The sequence below is a fragment of the [Eubacterium] eligens ATCC 27750 genome, from assembly GCF_000146185.1.
Classification (GTDB): domain Bacteria; phylum Bacillota; class Clostridia; order Lachnospirales; family Lachnospiraceae; genus Lachnospira; species Lachnospira eligens.
Genome location: NC_012778.1, coordinates 289527 through 308944, shown reverse-complemented (window position 1 = coordinate 308944; position 19418 = coordinate 289527). Strand labels below are relative to the sequence as shown.

Annotated in this window: 20 protein-coding genes; 2 read left to right on the top strand and 18 right to left on the bottom strand. The window is 35.0% G+C overall.

Annotated features, from left to right (window positions below; all coding sequences use genetic code 11):
- Positions 1-31: 31 nt before the first annotated feature.
- The 4 genes from rplK to rpmG form a co-directional block, all read right to left on the bottom strand.
- A complete protein-coding gene (gene rplK, locus EUBELI_RS01340; protein WP_021865796.1) occupies positions 32-457 on the bottom strand; it encodes a 50S ribosomal protein L11 in 426 nt (141 codons plus the stop codon).
- 157 nt (positions 458-614) lie between these two features.
- Positions 615-1151: a transcription termination/antitermination protein NusG gene (nusG, locus tag EUBELI_RS01335; RefSeq protein WP_012738551.1), complete on the bottom strand. Its 537-nt coding sequence runs from the start codon at positions 1149-1151 to the stop codon at positions 615-617.
- 15 nt (positions 1152-1166) lie between these two features.
- Positions 1167-1370, bottom strand: coding sequence for a preprotein translocase subunit SecE (gene secE, locus EUBELI_RS01330; protein WP_012738550.1), 204 nt, complete (start codon positions 1368-1370; stop codon positions 1167-1169).
- A gap of 22 nt (positions 1371-1392) precedes the next feature.
- On the bottom strand, positions 1393-1542 hold the full coding sequence (gene rpmG / locus EUBELI_RS01325; RefSeq protein WP_012738549.1) for a 50S ribosomal protein L33: 150 nt from the start codon (positions 1540-1542) through the stop codon (positions 1393-1395).
- A gap of 287 nt (positions 1543-1829) precedes the next feature.
- Between rpmG and fliD the strand changes: the two genes are divergently transcribed.
- The gene (gene fliD / locus EUBELI_RS01320; RefSeq protein WP_148231327.1) at positions 1830-3161 is read left to right on the top strand and encodes a flagellar filament capping protein FliD; all 1332 of its coding nucleotides are present in this window, start codon (positions 1830-1832) and stop codon (positions 3159-3161) included.
- A 74-nt stretch (positions 3162-3235) separates the two neighbouring features.
- Here the strand turns inward: fliD and EUBELI_RS01315 are convergent, their stop codons facing one another.
- The 3 genes from EUBELI_RS01315 to EUBELI_RS01305 all read right to left on the bottom strand — a co-directional run bounded on the left by EUBELI_RS01315 (position 3236) and on the right by EUBELI_RS01305 (position 6067).
- Complete coding sequence (locus EUBELI_RS01315; protein ID WP_012738546.1) at positions 3236-3595, bottom strand: hypothetical protein; 360 nt, start codon at positions 3593-3595, stop codon at positions 3236-3238.
- 85 nt (positions 3596-3680) lie between these two features.
- Positions 3681-4661, bottom strand: coding sequence for a LicD family protein (locus tag EUBELI_RS01310; RefSeq protein WP_148231326.1), 981 nt, complete (start codon positions 4659-4661; stop codon positions 3681-3683).
- Between the two features lie 14 nt (positions 4662-4675).
- On the bottom strand, positions 4676-6067 hold the full coding sequence (locus EUBELI_RS01305; protein WP_012738544.1) for a class I adenylate-forming enzyme family protein: 1392 nt from the start codon (positions 6065-6067) through the stop codon (positions 4676-4678).
- A 128-nt stretch (positions 6068-6195) separates the two neighbouring features.
- On the opposite strand from EUBELI_RS01305, the gene EUBELI_RS01300 reads away from it, so the two are divergent.
- Positions 6196-7374 (top strand): CgeB family protein, encoded by a 1179-nt coding sequence (locus EUBELI_RS01300; RefSeq protein ID WP_041687886.1) that lies wholly within the window; start codon positions 6196-6198, stop codon positions 7372-7374.
- An 18-nt stretch (positions 7375-7392) separates the two neighbouring features.
- On the opposite strand, the gene EUBELI_RS13505 is transcribed toward EUBELI_RS01300, so the two are convergent.
- The 11 genes from EUBELI_RS13505 to EUBELI_RS01245 all read right to left on the bottom strand — a co-directional run bounded on the left by EUBELI_RS13505 (position 7393) and on the right by EUBELI_RS01245 (position 19411).
- Positions 7393-9234 carry a CDP-glycerol glycerophosphotransferase family protein gene (locus EUBELI_RS13505; protein ID WP_012738542.1) on the bottom strand — a complete coding sequence of 614 codons (1842 nt, stop codon included), beginning with the start codon at positions 9232-9234 and terminating at the stop codon, positions 7393-7395.
- Positions 9235-9249: 15 nt separating this feature from the next.
- A complete protein-coding gene (locus EUBELI_RS13850) occupies positions 9250-11190 on the bottom strand; it encodes a class I SAM-dependent methyltransferase (protein ID WP_012738541.1) in 1941 nt (646 codons plus the stop codon).
- Positions 11191-11198: 8 nt separating this feature from the next.
- Positions 11199-12401: a CgeB family protein gene (locus EUBELI_RS01285; protein WP_012738540.1), complete on the bottom strand. Its 1203-nt coding sequence runs from the start codon at positions 12399-12401 to the stop codon at positions 11199-11201.
- On the bottom strand, positions 12401-13066 hold the full coding sequence (locus tag EUBELI_RS01280; protein ID WP_012738539.1) for a glycosyltransferase family protein: 666 nt from the start codon (positions 13064-13066) through the stop codon (positions 12401-12403). Before EUBELI_RS01280 ends, EUBELI_RS01285 begins: the two co-directional genes overlap by 1 nt.
- A gap of 2 nt (positions 13067-13068) precedes the next feature.
- Entirely contained in the window at positions 13069-13491 is a 423-nt protein-coding gene (locus tag EUBELI_RS01275; protein ID WP_012738538.1) for a hypothetical protein, read from the bottom strand.
- 91 nt (positions 13492-13582) lie between these two features.
- Positions 13583-14395 carry a flagellin N-terminal helical domain-containing protein gene (locus EUBELI_RS01270; protein WP_012738537.1) on the bottom strand — a complete coding sequence of 271 codons (813 nt, stop codon included), beginning with the start codon at positions 14393-14395 and terminating at the stop codon, positions 13583-13585.
- A gap of 107 nt (positions 14396-14502) precedes the next feature.
- A complete protein-coding gene (locus EUBELI_RS01265) occupies positions 14503-15564 on the bottom strand; it encodes a glycosyltransferase (protein WP_012738536.1) in 1062 nt (353 codons plus the stop codon).
- Positions 15564-16580, bottom strand: a complete 1017-nt coding sequence (locus tag EUBELI_RS01260) for a galactitol-1-phosphate 5-dehydrogenase (RefSeq protein ID WP_012738535.1) — start codon at positions 16578-16580, stop codon at positions 15564-15566. The genes EUBELI_RS01265 and EUBELI_RS01260 overlap by 1 nt, the downstream gene beginning before the upstream one ends.
- Positions 16581-16601: 21 nt before the next feature.
- Entirely contained in the window at positions 16602-17276 is a 675-nt protein-coding gene (locus EUBELI_RS01255) for an IspD/TarI family cytidylyltransferase (protein ID WP_012738534.1), read from the bottom strand.
- Between the two features lie 9 nt (positions 17277-17285).
- Positions 17286-18758, bottom strand: coding sequence for a CDP-glycerol glycerophosphotransferase family protein (locus tag EUBELI_RS01250; protein WP_012738533.1), 1473 nt, complete (start codon positions 18756-18758; stop codon positions 17286-17288).
- Positions 18755-19411: a ribulose-phosphate 3-epimerase gene (locus tag EUBELI_RS01245; RefSeq protein WP_012738532.1), complete on the bottom strand. Its 657-nt coding sequence runs from the start codon at positions 19409-19411 to the stop codon at positions 18755-18757. The genes EUBELI_RS01250 and EUBELI_RS01245 overlap by 4 nt, the downstream gene beginning before the upstream one ends.
- Between the last annotated feature and the right edge of the window lie 7 nt (positions 19412-19418).

Genomic DNA, 19418 nt, shown 5'->3' with positions numbered 1-19418 from the left:
CCTCCCACAATAATCATGAATCAAATGTAGATTAATCCTCTACAACGATACCCATACTCTTAGCTGTTCCTTCGATCATAGAAGTAGCTGCTTCGATAGATGCAGCATTAAGATCTGGCATCTTAAGCTCAGCAATCTTCTGAACTTCTGCTCTCTTAATAGTAGCAACCTTAGTCTTGTTAGGTACGCCTGATCCTGACTTAATGTTGCAAGCCTTCTTAAGAAGTACTGCTGCAGGTGGAGTCTTTGTAATAAAGCTGAAGCTTCTATCAGCATAAACTGTAATAACTACAGGTATGATAAGATCTCCCTGATCTGCTGTCTTAGCATTGAACTGCTTTGTGAATTCTACGATGTTAACACCGTGCTGACCAAGTGCTGGACCAACTGGTGGAGCTGGTGTAGCCTTGCCGGCAGGAATCTGTAATTTAATATATCCTGTTACTTTCTTTGCCATTTTGGCACCTCCTAAAAATAAATGTGGTAATTGGCGACCATCATAATACATCCTGCAATATTCACTCCTCAAGAATTGACCATCGGGCAATTCTTGTGAATGAATTTACGCAGTAAATTCATTCTGGTCTCCCACGTCCCAGGATCGGGACTGCTTCTTACAATAACTTCACATCTGTGAAATCAATTTCGACCGGTGTTTCACGACCGAACATCTCAACATTAATTGTAAGGCACTGCTTGCCCTCATTAATGTTAGTAATCTCACCAACTGTATCTTCCCATGCACCAGAGAGGATCATAACCTTATCGCCGACCTTGCCAGCGAACTGGATAACAGGCTTAACTTCCTGTTCTTCCTCAAGGCTTATGCCAAGATTCTTAATCTCTGTTGGTGTAAGTGGTACTGGCTTTGATCCAGGACCAACAAACCCTGTAACACCTCTTGTATTTCTGACAACATACCAACTATCGTCGTTCATTACCATCTTTACAAGAACGTATCCAGGAAACATCTTCTTCTGAGCAGCTTTCTTAGAGCCATCTTTAATCTCCACTACTGTTTCAAGCGGAACGATAACTTCAAGAATCTGATCGTGAAGATTTCTGTTTTCAACTGTCTTTTCAATGTTAGCTTTCACCTTATTCTCATAACCTGAGTAAGTGTGAACTACATACCATTTTGCGTCATCCATACAATCACCTATTCCTTATTTTACAATGAACTCAATTCCAAAGCGGACAATCAAATCCACAACTGCAATGATTACACCTAATAATACGGATACAGCCAATACAGCTACAGTTTCCTTAGTAAGCGACTGACGGTCTGGCCAAATAATCTTTGAAAATTCAGCTTTCAAACCTTTGAACCAGTTCTTTTTCTGCTTCTTAGCTTTTACAGTATCACCCATGAAATACTCCTCACTGTACTAATTACTTTGTTTCCTTGTGTAATGTGTGTGATTTACAGAACTTACAATACTTCTTTGTTTCCATTCTGTCTGGATGAGCTTTCTTTTCCTTAGTCATGTTGTAATTACGCTGTTTACACTCAGTACATGCCAATGTTATCTTTACTCGCACAACTTCCACCTCCAATTATTATTTTTGTAGGTGTTAAAACACCAATTGGTTTCTTTGCCCGCCCTCTCAATGTTGGGTTGTTGAATTTCAGGCACGCAAAAAAGACCGCTTCCATAGCCGTTCTAATATAGCACAGTATAATCCAACTCGTCAACAACTTTTTTAAAGAAAATATAGTGACAAAAAATGCACTTCATATTATAATATTTGTACAAATAAATACGATATATATAAGGAAATGGATTTCCTTTTTTCTAGAGATTATTACAGACAAGGAGGTGACTGTTATGATCAGCAGCGTGTACAGCTATTATCTTGCCCAGTATGGACATAAGACTAACTCAAAGTACGATACACACACTAAAGCACAATTAAAGAATACATATGGCAGAGTTCTGAAATCTAACAGTCAGACTCCTACATATAAGACAGATATGTCAGAGGCCGCACAGAAATATGCAATCGACCTTAAAGAGAACGCCAGAGAATTAAGTAACATTGCCAACGAGCTTTCAGGAAGCGACGGTCACGGCATGGTATTTAAGAAATCAGCAGTATCCAGCAACCCACAAAGTGTAACCGCAGAATACATAGGCGACAGCACTTCACCTGACAGTTCAAGCTTTGAAATTGATGTAAAGCAGCTGGCAACCAGCCAGATTAACACCGGTAATTTCTTACAGCCTAACAATCGCGCTGTGGAACCAGGTGATTATTCATTTGACCTTAACATCAATAACCTGACCTATGAATTCCAGTTTACGGTAGATGAGGAAGAAAGTAATTCTGACATACAGAATAAGCTGGCAAGACTCATCAACCGATCGAACATCGGATTAGCAGCCAATGTCAATGAAGACAGCCTCGGCAACACTGCTCTCTCAATAGTTTCAGACATGACTGGTATAAGCGGTATTAAACCAACAATATTTAACATCAGTCCTAACAATGATATCCAGACCAATAATCCTGATTTCGTTGAAGGCTTTGATGAACCAACAATGAAAAATAATACTAACTTCATTAATGCATTTGGCTTAGACAGAGTATCACAATATCCATCTAATGCAATATTTTCAATTAATGGAGAGGAACGGTCTTCGGCATCCAACGATATTACAATTAACAAAGCATTTGCAATAAACTTCAACAGTACTACGGAGGAGCCTGTAACCATAAGTCTCAGGGAAGATACTGATTCGATAACAGAAAGTATTGGCGAACTTGTTTCAGGATACAACAGGCTTTTTTCAATTGCTGCTGATAAAGAGAACGATAAGTTTGAGGGCAATGCCAAGTTAAAGAAAGAATTTTCAAGAATAATGAAGGATTACCAGCCACAGCTTGAAAAGAATGGTCTAACTGTTGATTCCTCTGGAACAATTGAAGTTAATAAGGCGGTTATTCAGAAAGCTGCTTCTGACGGCACACTTTCCGATGTATTTAACGCTTTGGATTCATTCAAGAAATCAATCCAAAGAAAGGCTGATGATATCTCCATCAACCCTATGAACTATGTAAACAATAAGATTGTCGCTTATAAGAATCCGCATAAGCCTGTGAATGACCCTTATAATCTTTCTGCCTACTCAGGCATGATGTTCAATGGCTATATCTAACTACCATAATATAAAATAAGGCATCCGTCTGGTTCATGTAATACATAAACCGGCGGATGCCTTTATGTTTCTTATTATTCATTAATCAGTCTGCTTCCTGCATCATGTAACTGCTTAACAAATGTACTAAGCCTTACAAGTGCTTTAGAAACAGCCACATCATCATCAGCCTTTACAGCCTCTGAAAGCTCCTTAACACCAGAATTAGCTTCTGCCTCGTCAACTGCCCCAGCCTCAATAATATCCTTAGTTCCATTATATACTTCAAAAAGCCAGTTAAGCCCTTCAATAATAACATTCACCGCATCATGAGTCTCTGGAAAAGGAACTCCTGCAAGTTCATCTGAGACTTTCTCTATTGCTCCAATAAGCTTCTCACTGTAAGGAACAGCTTCCTTAAGTACATCTATCTGCTGCTGTCTGTAATCATCCATGATTCTAATCACCTTTCTTTATGAACCTTTTGAATATATATCGGCATTCTGGGTGGGAAATTAATATCATTTGCACTGGAAATTATTATACTCTTAATCTTCCGCTTGCAACTTCCTCGCAGAACTCATCTACACTTCCTTTAAAGCCAACATTTCTAATCTGTTTTATCAACTCCGGTTCCATATGTCCATAAAATGGATAATCATGATCAGCTGCCCCTTTTACCGGAACTATATAATCTCCATATTCCGCTCTAAGAACCTCGTCATACATCTCAGGTGCCACTATATTCATGTTTTCAAATGGCAGCTCTATTGTGTAATCATAACATTCTTTTTTCATTTTATAATTGTCATTGTCAAGCCAGTAAAAAATATTAGTAATATAATCTGCCTCTTCACGATAACTTATTGATGATATTTTATCAATTATTTTCCACATATAATTTTTTTCATTATTTACATTGTCAAAACTAACATTACACAACTTCTGGAATCCATTCACATATTCATCAAGCATTCCATTCTCTTCCAGCTTATTCCAATCCCTTAAAGTTTCAATGCCCAATCGAATAATTTGTTTCTGAACATTCGTAATTCCGATATCTCTTGAAATATAATCCATTGGAAAAATATCTATGCCAACTCTCTGATACGGAAATCCATGAAAATATCTCATGTAATCGTTAAAATTCCACAGTGTTTCATCTGCTATAACTCTTAAATGAGGTACAAACGCTGCCTTCTGCAGCCTTTCCGAATCAGCATACATTCCAGCAACAACAAATCCATGTGGTAGTGCTTTAGGTAACACCTGAATTAATCTGTTATATTCTTCTCTTACTACGCATATATCAATATCATCATCCCACGGAATCATTCCTTTATGTCTTACAGCGCCCAACAGCGTTCCCCCATCAGCAAAATATCTTATCCCATTATTTTTACAAACACCTGCTACCACATGTAAAACTTCCATCTGTGCAGCCCATGCACGCTTCATCATTGCCGGAATCTCAAAGCCATCCCTCACTTCTGTCTTAAAATAATCCGCACTAAATTCCAATTCTTTCTCCATTATTATTTAATCTTTTCTATAAACTCACACACCGCATCCTCATCAACAGTTCCATCAGCATTTCTTGGCAAAGGCTCTTTCCTTAACACAATCTTCTGAATCTCCCAGCGGTATCCCTTTTTCTCATTATACTTATCAATCCGGCGCTTGAATATATCCTCTGTTGCTCCCTTATCAATAGGTACAATAATCGCTGTAAGTCTGTTATTGTAAAATGTAATGAACCCTTCGGCAACTCCGTTAATAGCTGTAATCTGTTCATTAGTTCTTACACGGCTTATTTTCTCTCCTGTAGGAAGCAGTATAATATCAGGATTGCGCTGTAATAACACAAGTCTGCCTGCATTATTAATCCGTCCGTAATCACCTGTATGATATACTCCATCCTTTAAAACTTTATTATTGGCTTCATCATCCTTGTAATATCCTTTCATAACACATGGACCTTTTACAAGAATCTCTCCGTCTTCAGCAATTGTAACCGCATCCTTGTCAAAAAGTGTATAAGAACCGTCATACAGCTCATTAACTCCGACACAGCCCGATGTCTCTGTCGTTCCATATATATTATAGACCTTTAAGTCACTGTCACACAGATTCTCAAAAAGCCTGAATGGGCAGCTTGCACCACCTATTATGATAGTTTTAAGTTCACTGTTAAATCCACTCACAGCCCTGAGATAATCAATCATAGACGGTGTACCTATAAGAATAGTCGGATCGTAATAATAAGTGTCTGCATCAATATGTCTTAAGCCTCTTCCTATACACACCATAGCTCCACAGCATAACGGCCATATAAGACTATATATAAGACCAAATTCATTATGCAGAGGAATCTGTGCAAGCACGATATCATCTTCTGTACATTCCACTCTGTTGCTTATTTCAGTGGCTGTATTAAGAATATTATCCACTGATAAAACAACCGGTTTGTCACATTCACCTGCTGTTGCTGTGAACATTATGATATCTCCCTCTGTGGTATTCTCATCATATATCAGCCCTTCAACATCATCCTTTTCTGCACTTGATATAATAATAGAATTCTCATCTGAAAGAATATACTGGTTAGTTGATGTCAGTGTGTAATTGACCTCTGTTTTCTTAAGAAGATCCACTCTCGAATCATGTGGAAGAAAGAAATCAACAAGAACCAGATCCTTTCCTGCCACTATTGTTCCAAACATATTAACAATCCATCTGTATGAAGCCTGTCCGAATATTGCAATTCTCTCGCCATCAAATTTCTGGAAATGCAATGCCTTTTTCGTGACATCATCAAAAAGCTTCGCATAAGTAACTTTCATCGTATCATATACGACAGCCACAGCGTCCGGATGTTTCTGCGCATTATTCTTTAACATATTATAAAATGTATTTTTATCTGTCATGATTTTCTCCGTTTCTAAAAATAGTCATAAATCCTGCATCAAATATAAAAAATTATAGCATTTAGCGTAGAAAATGCCAACACTGTTATTGTATAATGATTAACATAAATATAGAGTTGGAGGTTCCTATGAAAATATATTTTTACAGATATGGCAGTATCTGCGAACCTGATGTTATAGATTCTTTCAAAAGATTAGGACTTGATGTTGATGAAGAAACTATTGAGATAAGCAAAAAAAATTTATTACCAGGCGAATGTGTATCAATCGTTTCTCCTAAATTAATGAATAATAATTATACATTTGTATTCACAATTAACTTTTTCCCATGGCTTTCTGATGTGTGCCAGATTGTTAATGTCGTGTATATCAGCCTTATTGTAGACAGCCCGGTACTTGAACTATATTCCAAATCCCTGTCTAATTCCGTCAACAGAGTATTCCTCTTTGACAAAATGTTATTTAACGAATTTGAGCCATATAACAAGGAACATATTTTTCATATTCCACTGGCAACCAATGTCCGCCGTAACGATGAAGTTATAAAGAATGCAAGTGCACAGGAAAACAGAAAATTTACAAGCGATATATCATTCATTGGCTCTACATATCAGGAAAAATGCCCTTTCAACCGCGCAATTCTTCCAGAATATGAAAAAGGTTATGTCGATGGAATTATTAATGCACAGCTCGGTGTCTATGGATACAATTTTATCGAAGATATGCTTACTGATGATATGACAGAAAGATTATTAAACTGCATTCCACAGCATTATGAATTTCCAGAAGGGTACCGTGCCAATAATAAAGCCCTGCTTGCACAGGAATATTTAAGTGTTAAGGTTGCTGAACAGGAAAGGCTGCGTTTGTTAAAGATGTTGTCTGATTCATTTAATGTTGACATATATACAGGTAGCGACACCACCAGCTTGCCTCACATACACAACAAGGGTTTTGCTAAATCACTTAGCGAAATGCCTGTTATATTCCACAACAGTAAAATAAATCTTAATATAACAGCCAAATCCATCCGTTCTGGTCTTTCGCTCAGAATATTCGATGTTCTTGGATGCGGAGGCTTCCTTATAACCAATTATCAGGCAGAATTACCAGAATTCTTTGAAATAGGCAAAGACCTTGTTGCATATGAAAGTGAAAATCATCTCAAAGAATTATGTGCTTATTACCTGACACACGATGATGAAAGAAATGAAATAGCACGACACGGATATGAAACCATTGTAAATAACCATACATACGACATCCGTATGCTCCAGATAATAGATAAGTCGTTCCCAGCCCGGTAATGGGTGGGAACGACTTTTTTAATTCCACATATTGAATGCTCTGTATTCAGATTCCAGTTTCCTGCTCATAAAGCCATCTTCTGTTCCTTCCTGAGTATAATAGTCTATTGCATCCATTATATCTTTGCATACATTCCCCTGATTGCTAAATGTATCTCTTCCCTTCTGCAATACATCTTCATACTCTTCCGAATGATTCATAATTGATAAAACTTTCTCTCTTAAATCCTTCTTCTCACATTTTATAACATAATCCATAGGAACACTTGCTGGTCTTGGCGGATCCTCATCTGGTATCATCCAGTCTGTTACAGCAACACTTGGTTTTCCAAACATAAGTGCTTCAGCCATAACGCTTGACTCATCAGAAACAACCATATCACATAAAGCTAATGCCGTCATAATGCTTTCTTCCGGTTCAACATAGTATAAATTCTTATATATCCCTTCATGTAATGAACGCATATTATTCGTAACTATACTATAATCCTCAGACCAACACGCTTGTTTTACAACCATATTAACATCTAAGTCTTTAACAGCTTTAATAAAATCTTCTTCTTTCCCATCATACTCCCATGATGGTGCATATAGCACTGTAAACTTATCAGGAATTCCAAGTTTTTTCTTAACATCTGCTGCTCTGCAGATAATACTTTCATCATTGACATAATCACTCTTTGGATATCCAAATTCATATGTACCACTTCTCGGATTAGCATAATAAAAAGATGCACATTGTCTCCATCTGTCTGCCCATGTTCTTCCAGGGACAATTCCTATATCAAATTTGTTCCATCTTTCACTTTCCCATAAGTTTGGCCATTTGTTATGTCCCTGCGCCAAATCATGTAATAAAATCAATGAAAATTTAGAATTTTCAGGGTAACACACATGCTGACAATATACTCCTATTTCCGCTTTTTCCTTTTTGTCTTTTGTAAATCTGATTTTATAGCCTCTTTTGCCAGCTTCATTTGCAATAGGTTCCAAATTATAATATTCACCCTTATCTGTATAAAAGAATGTTATCTCTTTCTTTATGCTCTTCTCAGACAATGCAGAAATTGCATTGGATTGTTTACTATTTACGGAAGCTTCGAGCTCTTTATACTCATTAATTTCATCAGTTTCATCACATTTGGCAGACAGTTTCGCTCTGACAAGAGATTGTTCCATATAAAAAATCTTCTGTCCTTCTAATATCTGAAACAACATATTCAGCCTGTTAATTGCTGCTGACTTATAAATATGCTGACACTCCATGTCATACGCACAATTTTTATTTAACATAATGTCTGATAAAGAACCATACAGATTAATATTATTACTAACACAATAATTTAATAATGTTTCACCCTTTACAATAACATTATTAAAAATGTCTTCATATGCATAATCTTTGTGTCCGATTATATTTCCGACAGCATCCACATACATTCTAGGTGTCATAACCACATTAAATTGTTTTGAACTTTCTAATTTCCATACCATCTCTGATATCTTATCATTATCATATTCGCAACTAACTTCCCAAAAACATATGTATTTACTGCTTGTTGCTTTTATATACTCAATTATATCTGCATTTGAATCCTCTTCCGACAATTTAGCCAATTCAATATTTTTATATGTCTGCATTTTAATAAATTCATCAATAGCTGATTCATTATTATCTAGGCATATAACAGATACTTGAGGACCATATTCATTTATAAGCCATTTATATTCCTCAACAAAATCATCCACTGAAAATGTTTGTGTATATATTATTAAAGCTTCATATGCAGCATAATAATTTCCGGAATCAATTGCCTGACATATAATTGTCTGCATATTTTTAGCTGTGTCATTTAACATGTTACTTCCCCCAAGCTACATATTTTTAATATCATCGTATCGTTTTATACTCTGCTGCATAACTGCTTTTTCATTATCATTTGCTTTAAGATATCTGACAATAAACTGTGGCATCTGTGGAATATCCTTCAATATAATTTCATCAGTAAGCGTACCCACATATTCAATTACATCCATGATTGTTCCATTTTTAAGAATCTCATTAATCCTTGCCTCAGTCTCAGATAAATGCTGTTTTGGGCAGTTATTCATATTGTTATAAAGCAATTTTATATTAGTTGTTATATTATCTTTATTTAATTGAGACAACTGCCAGTAATTAAATGTTGAATATCTGTTCTGAACAGTATTAAGAAATGCCTGTTTAAGATTATAATAGCAATCGCTCTTATCCGTTAAAGCATAATGCTCCAGTACTTGTTTCATAGGGATACATGTATCTATCCACATATTAGAAGCATACAATTCAATTATATTATAGTATAATCCAAAACTTGCAGGGATATCATCAAGACACCATTCCTGATCAATCCATACATAGTCACCATTTTCCTGGACAAAACAATTTTTATGAATCATATCAATATATATCTTCTTCAATATTTTATCATTAGATTCAAGCACAGATAAATGCATCTCATCCGAACTATTAAATATTGGATTTAATTTATCCGATTCTTCAGAACTTCTTATTATCTCTTCATATATTTTATCAAAGATTTTATATACTTCATTCTCATTCTTATCTGCATATTCTCTCAACAATATTTCTGTCAAAGGAGTCCCGGTTATCTCCTTTGTATACATAACATTTCCTTTAATGTTTGTTTCTGATACCAGTAGACCTCTTTTATCCAGCATCTTATGATTATTATCTGTTGACTTTAATGCATTAACACTATCAGAATCTGCAATCTTATAAAATCCATCGTTCTTAGAATAAACGGTTATCATATTATATTCTTTATTTCTAAAAGGTGATGATACTGCATATTGTATTTCCCCGATATCTTCATTTCCTGCGCAACATTCAACCATAAAAGAATTGGCAAAAAACTCAAATACATCATTATCTACAAGATCACCATATATATGTTCTTCATCTGAAATCATTGAATTTCCATTAGGCTCATAGTATGGAATCCAGTTATCTATAGAACCATTTTTAGGCAAATATTCTTCTGAATATACAACCTGTGGCATCTTATAATCTGGCAATGGGTAATAAAAGTATGTATTACTAAATCCCACTGACTTGACAAGTCTTTCAAGTTGTTTCTTTGAAAAAGTTCTCGCAATATTACTGTATATATAATTATTTATTCCGTCATATGGAATACCGCTATGATCCTCTGGTGCACCACACCAGTATTTAAGACCATATTTGTTTTCAATCGCAATTATAAGTTTCCCTTCCGGCTTAAGAAGTTGTTTTATTTTAGATAAGAAATCCTTAAAAGGATTGCTCGATGATGTAAAATTATTCTGATATTCCAATACACCTATAAGAGTAATATAATCATATTTTTTCTCAAACCCAATATCGTTAAGATTTCCCACTATTATTTCCAGATTATCATATTCTCTGCATCTTAAATAAGTTGCCGTTGCCCTTCTTTTAGACAATTCAACCGCTGTAACAGAATTACATTTCTTACATAATAATTCTGTTATTGCTCCCATCCCACATCCTATTTCCAGTACATCTGACTGTTCTTTAAACGGATACCAGTTAAGAAGATTTTGTCTAATACGCGTGAGATGATAAAATACCGGCCATGAATAATTTCTGCTTATTGCTTCTTCATAATCTGTAGTTGGATTAGCAGCTATTATCTTAATAACTTCATTTTCAATATCTCCATCTGAATACAAATCCTCTCCCCTATAAAACGATGTATTAAAGACTGGTTTGGGATCATCCCCATAATATCCATATTTTCCTAAATCAATCATATTTTCTCCTACTTCCTGTGCGTATTAAACACCATATTAAAAATCTCTTCAAAACGAATGTCATATGTATGTGCCTCTTCTATTCTTGCACGACCATTTTTCGCAATTCGTTCCCTCTCCGAATCATGTGTGAGATAATATTTGCATTTACTTAACATATCATCAATTGACTCATACAATACGATATCTTCTCCCGGAGTAAAAAAATCATAAAAGTCTGCCTGATAATTTGACAATAAAAATCCGCCTGCCCCACATATATCCATTGCTCTTAATGGTATTCCAGATTTAATGCTTCTTAGTGTTATATTAAGATTAATTCTTGAATTATTAAAAACATATGGCATTTCATTATAATAATCAATTGGGCCTTTATTCATGACCCCATCTATTTTTAAAGAACCATTCGGAGTATATAAATTTATCAGGTAATCTTTTCCAAACTCTGTACCTAATTTTTTCATAATATCATACCGTTCTTCTGTTGCAAGTTCCCTTGCCAGAAAATAATTAGCATATATATATTCAACAGATTCAACGCCATCCGTATTTACCTCAACCGGATAATTTTTTAGCATATCATCAAGGATTCTGTCTTTCAATAAATCTTCAAGAAAAAATAATCCATACACCTGTCGTTGTGCTTGAATTATCGCATCTAAATATCCCTTTGTATGTTCAGATACTCCTTCTAATCTTTGAAAAAGATTATGTTTTTCATTATACATGGATCCAACAAATGATACATCACTTTTATATCTATCATTACAGCTTCCATTCGTACCTAACATTCTGTTCATCCTGTCAATATTGACTGCTAATGGTGCATAAAATACCGTATTTATACCACCATTCTTCAGTTCCATGTATTGTGCCTTATCGAAAATAAATATATAATTACATGAATTAATTACAGTATATGAATAAAGCTGTATCTGTGGATTGTCATATACAAATGAAATATATGGAATATTTATTTTCTTACAATTATTAGAAATAACCGGACTATAGTTAAATGTAAATACGCAATCGTATTTTTCTCCTTCAATGCCCTTTTCTATACTATCAGCAAACTTTGCATCAATCTGCCTGTTTACCCTGTCCCTGTATGATGTGTCATCAATATATGTATATTTATAGCCCTTTTTCATAAAGCACTCTTCTACATCTTCGATGCCAAAATTACGGCTTCCAAACATTAATATATTCATTAATGATTATTTCCTCCCATATATTCTTCAAGAAATATCTTCCTGAACTCTTCATATCTGTCAAGATTCAAAAACCCTTCATCATGAATGCACCACGGTTTATCCATATATGGCACTACTATTTTATAACCAGCCTTTAAAAATTCCTGGCTTTGAGATACATCATAAAAGTCCCATCCTGTGAATAAATCTTCTCTCCATGTTATATCATACTGTGTAGCCATAAATAATCCATCTACAGCCTCAACCTGCATATACGGCTTTTCATTATCCTCTGAAGCAATAAATTCCTTTGAGGATAATATATTATTAGTGTATATCCGCCCCACGCGTTTTCCATGCCACATACAACCATCATCCGGAAGCTTTTGTGTTCCAATTAATCCAATCATTCCAATACTACTGTCTTTAAAAATCCTGAGTATATCGTAAATCATGTCCCTTTTTGTTAAAAATACATCCTGATGAATATAAATTTTGTATTTAGCATCAGATTCCTGCATAGCAGCATTATACCCTGATGTCATAGAACCAGCATCCTGTACCGTTATAATATCAATTTCATATTCTGATGGAATTTCAAGATTTCTTATGTAATAAACACATTCATCTATATACATATCATTATTGACACATACTATAAAACATATCTTTTTATCGTTCATATTTATTCACCATATGCTGCTATTTTCTTATATACATTTTCTTTATCAAAAGATACCTGATTAATAATCTCCTCTACAGCTACGCCTGATAATTTATTACGTCTGATACATTCTAACATTTCATTAACACCACAAGCTCCGTCACCAAATTCTATTCTCCATATTAGAAACTTGAGTCTGCATATCAGACCCGTAATACATTTTAAATCATGCCCCATTGATAATATATGATTAAAAATATTATGTGCTTTCTCTATTCTATAGACACATACTGCAATATAACAATAAAGCAAATCCTCATCATATAACATATATTCTTTTCGAAAATCTATATCTTTATAAATTCCTACCAGCTTAGAAACTGATTCTTCAGTATTCTCTATAAGCAGATTATTAATTACATTTTTATATGAATTTTCTTTCATAAATCATTTACCCGATATATTTTATATACAAAAAAGCTGGTACTAATACGATTATTATCGCAAAGCACCAGCTTAAACTACTCAATTGTTATTACTGTAAAAGTGAAAGTACTCCCTGTGTCTGCTGATTAGCCTGAGCAAGCATTGAATTTCCAGCCTGTGAAAGGATGTTGTTCTTGCTGTATCGTACCATCTCATCAGCCATATCTGTATCACGGATACGAGACTCTGCTGCTGATGTATTCTCTGATGTTGTATCAAGATTGTTGATAGTATGCTCAAGTCTGTTCTGAAGAGCACCAAGATTAGATCTCTGTGTTGATACCTTATCAATAGCTGCCTGAATCTTTGACATTGATATTCCAGCTGTACTGTTCTTATCAACCGTAAGTCCACTAACACCTAATGTTTTAGCATTCATGTTGCTGATGCTGATCTTGATTGTCTGTCCCTTAAGAGAACCAATCTGAAGATTCTTTCCTGTGAACTTTCCATCTAACAGATTCTGTGTATTGAACTGTGTTGTTGACTGGATTCTGTTGATTTCTGATGTCAACTGATCAATCTCAGCCTTTATTGCAGTTCTGTCTGTTGATGTGTTAGTATCATTAGCAGCCTGTGTTGCTAACTCATTCATTCTCTGAAGAATTGAATGTGTCTCATTAAGAGCACCTTCAGCTACCTGGATAAGAGAGATACCATCCTGTGCATTATCAGATGCCTTATCAAGGCCTCTAATCTGTGCTCTCATCTTTTCTGAAATTGAAAGACCTGCTGCATCATCTGCTGCTCTGTTAATCTTATATCCTGATGATAACTTCTCTGTTGACTTCTGAAGGGCATCTGTAACTATTCCCATCTGTCTGTTTGTGTTCATTGCTGAAAGGTTATGCTGTACTACCATAATTAATTCCTCCTTGATATGTATAACTCCATTTTTATATCAGATAATAAACATTATTTATTATTCTTATCTGTTTATCACTTATGTATTATTTATCGGACAGCATTTCAAATACTTAACCACTCTTCTAAATTTTTTTTAATTTTTTTTATATAATTATTCTCGCTGTATTTATCAACGGACTCTCTGCATGCTTTTCTATCACACATTGGCAATTTCCCATCATATAAATAATCAAGAACCTGTGCAAGCTCTTCAGCATTATTTTTTTCAAACAGATAGCCATTCTTTCCCGGTATAAGATAATCTATTAACCCTTCAACAGGTGTTGATATAACCGTCAATCCCATAGACATTGCTTCCGCCCCTGTAAGCATAAATCCTTCATATTCTGATGCAGCAACTAATGCACATGCATCCCTGCAATACTCCCACGGATTTTCTTTCCATCCTGTATATTCAACTCTGTCCTGTAATTTCAGATACCTGGTTATTTCCTTAAGATCCTGTGCAGATTCCCCATCTCCAATAATTCTTAAATTCCACTTATTATGTGCTCTGTATAAAGCTTCTAAAATAATATCAACCCGCTTTATTTCCTGTAATCTGCCCACATAACACAATTGCTTTTCACCATGTGTTTTTTCAATAAATGACTGCATAATAACCGGGTTTCCAACATAATATACTTTCGTTCTTTCCACATATTCCAGTAAATGCCGTTCATTATTCCTGCTTATGCATAAATGTGCATCCGCACATAGCATTTCATCAATCCCACCAAGACCTGCTTTCTTATATTCTGCAATGCTGCTATGCACCCATGAAATAATTTTATAATCAGATTTTAATATTCTTCTTACAGTTTCTGCAACAACACACATAACCGGCCAGTTTGTAGCTATACATACATCTGGTGCGCCGTATTCATTAATAAACCCTGCATAATTTTTTACAAATCTTTTAAGCTTTTCATTAAAATCTTCATCTTCCTTATCACAGAATGCATATGCGTACTCATAACCATCAAGGTATTTAGTTCCCGGCGACATATGTATTACTCTTACGACATAATCTGGCTGCGACAGATTCTTTGTCCATAACTTAATAACATTCTCTATTCCCCCGACTTTCCCACCCACTGGAGATAATATATCAACTCTTATCATTAAAAGTCCTCTTCATCAATACATATAACTTTCACATAATCTTCTGACTTATCCCGCATAATTTTCATTCCCGTCTGTATACCGTCTATAGAATATTCATGCGTTATAAATCTTTCTGGATCAATTTCCGCTTTTTCAAGCTTATTAAGCACAAAATGCCAGTCATCATTAACATCTCCTGTATATGATGAATTCCATGTTCCGCTTATTTTTAATTGCTTTCTTAATATTTTCCAATATAAATCTTTAGAAATCTCCATATCAGAATAAGGATTTCCAACCATAGTAATATGTCCAGCTGGTGCTGCTAATTCTATTGCCTGATTGACAGTTTCATTCTTTCCAACACACTCAAATACATAATCTGCACTTATATGTTTGGCATTATAACATTCATCATCAATGCCCAATTTCCTTGCATAGTCTCTTTGCACATCTTTATTGCCAAATACATATACATTTTCTATGCCTTCTGATTTAAGAAACATTGTAAGAAGCAATCCTATCGTACCAAGTCCAATAACACACACTGTTGAATCCTTCGATATACTAAATCTTCTCATTGCGTGTACTGCAACTGCCATTGGTTCCATCATTGCAGCCTGCCTGTATGTCACATTATCTGGAAGCTCTATAAGATTCCACTCTGGTACAGCAGCATATTCTGCAAAACCGCCATCACATCTTGAACCAAGATAGTTATAATTACTGCACATCTCATACATTTTCTTTTTACAGCTTGAACATTTTCCACATGGAATCAAAGGAAATACTCCGACTCTTTTTCCATTCCATCGGGAGTTCTTATCAAATGTTTCTACTACTTCACCTGAAAATTCATGTCCAGGAACAATAGGATGAACATGTGCTCCTGTATTATATATTCTTGGAATATCAGAACCACATACGCCTGCTGCCATAACCTTAACCATTACCCAGCCCTCTTTAAGCTGTGGTTTCTCTATATCCTTATATCTTAAATCACCCATGCCATATAACACTTGTGCTTTCATCATTTTTCTCCTGAAAAAATAAATCTACATCATTTCTGTGAACCGCTTCATATCTGTCTTCGTAGTTATCTTATAATTATTCTCGTCTCCCGGAATCATAACAATATCCATCCCTGCCATAATTGCCGGCTCTGTAGAACCATTAACCAAAAGAATCTTATCTGGCAGCAAAGCTTCATTTGCCTGAATATAAGGCTGCAGCCTGAATAACTCCGGAGCCTGTCCTGCATATAACTTATCACGATTAATAAGTGATGAAATAACTTTTCCGTCTTCACTATAATAAACTGTATCTTTCATAGGAAGAACCGGAAGCACTCCATCATGACCCTCAACCGCCTTAACGCACTCTCTTATAAGTTTTTCCGTAAGAAATGGTCTTGCTGCATCATGAATAAGAACATTAACTTCTTTCTCTTTATCAGCTAATGACTCCTCAATTGCTTTCAATCCATTATATATAGATAACTGTCTGTTTCTGCCAGGACACGCATATCCTTTAAACTTATCAACTTTCTTAATGTGTTCACGCCACATTTCATCTGCAACTATCCACACTTCAGCAATATCATTCGAATGTTCCATTGTCTCAAGACAATAATCAATTATCATCTTTCCACGCACTTCAATATACTGCTTTGGAATATCTGCTCCAAGTCTTGTACCCGTTCCACCGGCAAGCACTAATGCTATATTCATATTACTCCTTTACAGCCTGAAAACACCATCCACAATGTCTTTATACACATATTCAGATGCCTTTATTCCATTCTTTGAATAATAATCCAATTCCTCTGAAAATATTTCTTCCCTTTGCTGTTTCATATAATCATTTTCATTAATCACAACATCATTGACAAAATTATCAATTCCCATATAATCTTCTCCACAAGCTTTATAATGGGCCTTGATAAGTGTCCTTCCTAATTCATCAAAACACTGTTCTGGCCGTTCAAGAAACAGCATAGGTTTATCAACATACAAATACTCACCAATAAACGATATAGAATCATTTATAATACCATCAGATGTATCGAAAAGTGCAAGATAATCCCCTTCTTCACATACAGATGCATTAGGCAGCTTTCTAAACTCATCCAGATATGCTTCATACTCATCAACTGATTTCATACATCCATTTTCGATAAGTCCATTGCGCAGATTTGGATGTGGTTTAAATATAAATGAAACATTATCCCTGTACTTCTTTGCCAGATATATATAGAAATACATATTCTTGTCAAATGTTGAAAACGATAATATATTAGTATTTCCAACCGAAAAATGTGGTGTAATAAGAACTCTTTTATAGCCTTTTATATCCGAACCAGACGGAAACGGCCATATTTTTCTGATATAATCGTCAGAATACTGATGTTTTTCAACAAAATAATCCATCTTAATATATCCACTATTAATTACATTCTTAGCTTTTAACACCTGATATTTCTTATAACACTCATAGTTCGTAGTGGTCTCAGTATAAACTTTCCACATTATATTAACAAACTCTTTGTTATACAGACATTTTTCTGCATATGTACCATCAATCGAATTTCCCAGAGTCACCCCATATGAAATATACACATTAAGTACATGTAACGGATATTGTCCAACCTGATAATCCTTAGCTATATTAAGATACCATGGCGTAACATGCACAACAATGTCCGGCATACCTCCAATATCTTCCCAGCCAACAATTTCTTCTGTTTCAGCATTATATACTTTCTTTACATTGTAATTACCATTAGCAAAAAAGTCATATGTCTGCATATATACCTTACCGCGTTCCTTTTTAGGTCTTCCAATCAATGGAACTGGTATTACTTCCGGTTCAAATCTTGTATCCGTTTCTAATTTTCTATATATGTATTCTGCTGGCCATTCTGCCGCTGATATAGGCAAAAAAGCCACTTTAATTTTTTTATTTTGCTTTAATTTAAAATCTATATTTCTTTTTCCACATGCAATAACTGCATCGTAGCAATAATTATATAGCTTGTCTCCATTTTCCATTGCCTGTGTTGCCAAAAACATTGCAATAAGATATTCATATGTTAATTGTCCTGAATTATACTCTTCAAGAAGCTGATTACATTCTATTGCATCTGCTAACTTATTAGCATATTCAATTATCATATTTTCTGACATATCGTAGACATTATTATCAAGAATCATAATCTTCTTATCTCCTTTAATATATCAGCATATGGCCTCCCCTTGCCAAAGAGCAATGTTGTTCCAAGGACAAATCCTTTTACTCCCATCGGTGCAAATGTAGATATTTTGTCTGCACCACATGCACCATCCCAGTACACTTCAAAATTCATTTCTTCCCGAATCTTAAGAAGTCTTTCTATCTTCTTACCGACATATGGAAGATACATCTGCCCTGCATTTCCCGGATTAACAGACATAACAAGTACTTTATCTACAATCTGCAGCATCTCCATAACAGTCTCAATGCTTGTTCCCGGATTAATAGCTATTCCCGGAATAAGTCCTGCATTAATTATCTTCTGTAATGTAGTAGAAGGATGATATTCTGCCTCAGGATGAATATACACAGTGTCTCCTTCCTTAAGTGAATTAAGAAACAGATTAATATGAGTATTAGGATGTTCAATCATAAGATGAACATCTAATGGCTTGTCCGTTGCAGAACGAATATATCTCATATCATTAAGAGACATTGCAAAATTCGGTACATAACGCCCATCCATAATATCAATGTGGAATGAATCAATTCCTGCCGCATCAAGTTCTCTGACCTCTTTCTCTAAATTGCCAAAATTGGCACACATCATAGACGCTGTTAATTCTGTGTACATATATATT

Excerpts from the sequence above, each read along its gene's own strand:
- rplK (WP_021865796.1), bottom strand. The coding sequence starts at position 457 with ATGGCAAAGAAAGTAACAGGATATATTAAATTACAGATTCCTGCCGGC.
- nusG (WP_012738551.1), bottom strand. The coding sequence starts at position 1,151 with ATGGATGACGCAAAATGGTATGTAGTTCACACTTACTCAGGTTATGAG.
- secE (WP_012738550.1), bottom strand. The coding sequence starts at position 1,370 with ATGGGTGATACTGTAAAAGCTAAGAAGCAGAAAAAGAACTGGTTCAAA.
- fliD (WP_148231327.1), top strand. The coding sequence starts at position 1,830 with ATGATCAGCAGCGTGTACAGCTATTATCTTGCCCAGTATGGACATAAG.
- EUBELI_RS01315 (WP_012738546.1), bottom strand. The coding sequence starts at position 3,595 with ATGGATGATTACAGACAGCAGCAGATAGATGTACTTAAGGAAGCTGTT.
- EUBELI_RS01305 (WP_012738544.1), bottom strand. The coding sequence starts at position 6,067 with ATGACAGATAAAAATACATTTTATAATATGTTAAAGAATAATGCGCAG.
- EUBELI_RS01300 (WP_041687886.1), top strand. The coding sequence starts at position 6,196 with ATGAAAATATATTTTTACAGATATGGCAGTATCTGCGAACCTGATGTT.
- EUBELI_RS13505 (WP_012738542.1), bottom strand. The coding sequence starts at position 9,234 with ATGTTAAATGACACAGCTAAAAATATGCAGACAATTATATGTCAGGCA.
- EUBELI_RS13850 (WP_012738541.1), bottom strand. The coding sequence starts at position 11,190 with ATGATTGATTTAGGAAAATATGGATATTATGGGGATGATCCCAAACCA.
- EUBELI_RS01285 (WP_012738540.1), bottom strand. The coding sequence starts at position 12,401 with ATGAATATATTAATGTTTGGAAGCCGTAATTTTGGCATCGAAGATGTA.
- EUBELI_RS01280 (WP_012738539.1), bottom strand. The coding sequence starts at position 13,066 with ATGAACGATAAAAAGATATGTTTTATAGTATGTGTCAATAATGATATG.
- EUBELI_RS01275 (WP_012738538.1), bottom strand. The coding sequence starts at position 13,491 with ATGAAAGAAAATTCATATAAAAATGTAATTAATAATCTGCTTATAGAG.
- EUBELI_RS01270 (WP_012738537.1), bottom strand. The coding sequence starts at position 14,395 with ATGGTAGTACAGCATAACCTTTCAGCAATGAACACAAACAGACAGATG.
- EUBELI_RS01265 (WP_012738536.1), bottom strand. The coding sequence starts at position 15,564 with ATGATAAGAGTTGATATATTATCTCCAGTGGGTGGGAAAGTCGGGGGA.
- EUBELI_RS01260 (WP_012738535.1), bottom strand. The coding sequence starts at position 16,580 with ATGATGAAAGCACAAGTGTTATATGGCATGGGTGATTTAAGATATAAG.
- EUBELI_RS01255 (WP_012738534.1), bottom strand. The coding sequence starts at position 17,276 with ATGAATATAGCATTAGTGCTTGCCGGTGGAACGGGTACAAGACTTGGA.
- EUBELI_RS01250 (WP_012738533.1), bottom strand. The coding sequence starts at position 18,758 with ATGATTCTTGATAATAATGTCTACGATATGTCAGAAAATATGATAATT.
- EUBELI_RS01245 (WP_012738532.1), bottom strand. The coding sequence starts at position 19,411 with ATGTACACAGAATTAACAGCGTCTATGATGTGTGCCAATTTTGGCAAT.